A 3,488-nucleotide genomic window follows, 5' to 3' on the forward strand; every position below is an offset into this window, starting at 1 on the left:
CAGCGTCGGCAAAAACCACCTCCTTCAACGACCGCTCCAACAACACGTCAAACCGCGCACACACCTCATCAAAAGCCGCCGCAAACACAGGAAAAGCCTCATACAACTCCCGCCCCATCCCCGCACGCTGACTCCCCTGACCAGAGAACAACACCGCCACACGCCCCGACCGCACACGCCCCGCCACCACACCAGCAGCCGCACCACCGACGGCAGTCTCCGCCAACCTCCGCAGCCCAGCGGTCAATTCCTCCACATCCGAACCCAGAACCACAGCACGGTGCTCAAACACCGCACGCGAACCCACCAGAGCACGACCCACACCCACTACGTCCACACCACTACCGTCAGCCTGCGCGGCACGCACATGCTCCAGCAACCGACCCGCCTGACCAGCCAACGCACCCGCACTACGCCCCGACACCACCCACGGCACCACCCCAGACGACACACCACCACCAGCAGAAACAACCTCCACACTGGAGGCCTCATCCACCGGCGCTTCCTCAAGAAGAACGTGAGCGTTAGTCCCCGACACACCGAAGGAAGACACACCAGCCCTACGGGCCCGCTCCCCACGCGGCCACGCCACGGGCTCGGTCAGCAACTCCACCGCACCCGCATCCCAATCCACATGCGAAGACGGCTGATCCACATGCAACGTACGCGGCAGCACCTCACGATTCAGGGCCATGACCATCTTGATCACACCACCCACACCAGCAGCCGCCTGCGTATGACCGATGTTCGACTTCAACGACCCCAACCACAACGGCCGCCCGTCCTCACGCTCCCGCCCATACGTAGCCAGCAACGCCTGCGCCTCGATCGGATCACCGAGCGTCGTACCCGTCCCATGACCCTCAACAGCGTCCACGTCCGCCGTCGTCAGCCGGGCGTTGGCCAGCGCCTGCCGAATCACCCGCTCCTGCGACGGACCATTCGGCGCCGTCAACCCATTCGACGCACCATCCTGATTCACCGCCGAACCACGCACCACCGCCAACACCCGATGCCCCCGCGCCCGAGCATCCGACAACCGCTCCAACAACAACACACCCACACCCTCGCTGAACCCGGTCCCATCCGCCGCGTCCGCGAACGCCTTGCAGCGGCCGTCGGCCGACAGACCACGCTGACGGGAGAACTCCACAAACGTCCCCGGAGTCGACATCACCGCCACACCACCAGCCAGGGCCATCGAGCACTCACCATTGCGCAACGCCACGCTGGCCTGATGCAGGGCCACCAGAGACGACGAACACGCCGTATCCACCGTCACCGCCGGACCCTCAAGACCAAACACATACGCCACACGCCCGGACATCACACTGGCCGTGTTACCGGTCAGCACATAGCCATCGCTGCCCTCTGGATGCTGCTGGAACCGTGACAGATAATCCTGCCCTTGAGTTCCAACGAACACACCGGTCTCGGTGCCATGCACATCAGCCGGATTGATTCCCGCGCTCTCCATGGCCTCCCAGGACGCTTCCAACAGCAGCCGCTGCTGCGGATCCATGACCAATGCCTCACGCGGAGAAATACCAAAGAACTCCGCGTCGAAATGGGCGGCATCATGCAAGAATCCGCCGCGCAGCTCGGCCGGAGCAGACTTCTGATCCGAGTCCTTGTCGTCCAGCACTCCGGCCGACCAGTCACGATCGGCGGGGAACGCGGAAATAGCATCCACGCCATCCGCCACGAGTCCCCACAAGTCATCCGGCGAGCTCACTTCACCTGGATACCGGCAAGACATGCCAACGATGGCTATCGGCTCACGCGCCTGCTCCTCAACCTCACGCAAACGAGCGCGAGCCTCACGCAAGCCAGTCGTGGCGCGCTTGAGGTGTTCAAGTACCGTGGAGTCTTCCATGGGGGTTCTGCCCTTTCACTGGAGAGTCACTGATTCGCTTAGAAAGTTCCAAGTTCGTCATTGAGCAGCTTGAGAACTTGGTCCATATCGGCTGATTCCAAGTCGTCGCTCCGTGCCTGCGCGCCATCGTCCAGCCGTGAATCACCCAATGCGAGGATGAGCCTCTTGAGGCGTGCTGAGATCTGAGCCCTCTCGTTCTCTCGATAGCTCAGCCGAGAGAGAGTGACTTCCAACTTGTCGAATTCAGCGAGCACAGTGCGTGCGGACATCCTTGTTTCACTCTGGCCGACGCCACGAACCTGAGAATCCAGATAGTGCGCCACCGCAAGCGGTGTCGGATGGTCGAAGACCAACGTCGCGGGCAGACGCATGCCCGTGGTTGTGCTGAGCTGGTTGCGGAGCTCGACCGCGGTAAGCGAGTCGAAGCCCAGCTCCTTCAACGCTCGGTCGGAATCTATGCCGGTGTGACCGGTGTGCCCCAGAACGGACGCGGCGTGGGTAAGGACCAGATCCAGCAAGAGCTGCTCTCGTTGCTCCGGCGTGGCCAGAGCCATCTCCTCCTTCCATGCCTCCGCACTCTGCTGATTAGCCGCGAGCTTGCGATACGGCGCTCGAACCAGTCCCCTCATCAACGCCGGAACCGCGTCAGCGCGCTTCCTGGTCGCCTTCAGGTCCAGCTTCATCGACAACACGTGGGGCCGCTCCGTTGCCAAGGCAGCGTCGAGTAGCCCGGCAGTCCTCTCTTGCACGATGTGGCCCCAGGCGAGGGAGAGTGCGGGCAGGCCGTGGGCGTGGCGGTGCTGGGCCAGGGCATCGAGGAAGGCGTTGGCCGCCGCGTAACTCCCCTGCCCACCAGCCCCCAGAGTGGCCGCGGCAGACGAGTACAGCACGAACGCCTCCAGGCCCATATCCCGGGTCAGCTCATGCAAATGCCACGCCGCATCCACCTTCGGCGCCAACACCCGCTCTACACGCTCATCACTCAGCCCTTCGACCACACCGTCATCCACCACCCCCGCGGTATGCACCACACCCCGCAACGGAAGCCGTGCCGGAACACCAGCCAGCAGCTCACGCACCGCATCACGATCGGCCACATCACACGCGGCCACCGTGACCGACGCCCCGGCCGCCTCCAGATCGGCCACCAGCTCCGCAGCCCCCGGCGCATCCGGACCCCTGCGGCTAGCCAGCAGCAGATGCTCCACCCCATGCTCAGCCACCAGATGCCGGGCCACCACACCCGCCAACGCACCCGACGCCCCCGTCACCAACACCGTCCCACCAGACACCAACCGCACAGACGCCTCAGGAGCCCCTGCCCCGGGATCCACTGCGGGCTTAACCACGCGAGACAAGCGCGGAACCAGGACCGTGCCACCCCGAACCGCCAACTGCGGCTCCTCACCCGCGCCGAGGACCTGCACCACCGCATCCGCCGCAACAGCATTGATCTCGGTGCCGTGCTCCGGATCGTGGTCCAGGAGGAGGAACCGGCCGGGATTCTCAGTCTGCACCGACCGCAACAACCCCCACACCGGAGCCTGCACCAGACCCGCCACATCCTCCCCACCCACCGCGGCAACCGCACCACAAGTGACCACCACCAGAC

Annotated in this window: 2 protein-coding genes; both read right to left on the reverse strand. The window is 64.4% G+C overall.

The window, feature by feature from the left end; translation table 11 throughout:
• Positions 1–1,876 (reverse strand): type I polyketide synthase (locus tag VT50_RS09590; protein WP_143645201.1); only part of this gene is annotated, 1,876 nt, incomplete at its 3' end.
• Between the two features lie 38 nt (positions 1,877–1,914).
• The coding region (locus tag VT50_RS09595; protein ID WP_143645202.1) for a type I polyketide synthase at positions 1,915–3,488 on the reverse strand (1,574 nt) is incomplete at its 5' end.

It is taken from the genome of Streptomyces antioxidans, assembly GCF_000968685.2.
Taxonomy (GTDB): domain Bacteria; phylum Actinomycetota; class Actinomycetes; order Streptomycetales; family Streptomycetaceae; genus Streptomyces; species Streptomyces antioxidans.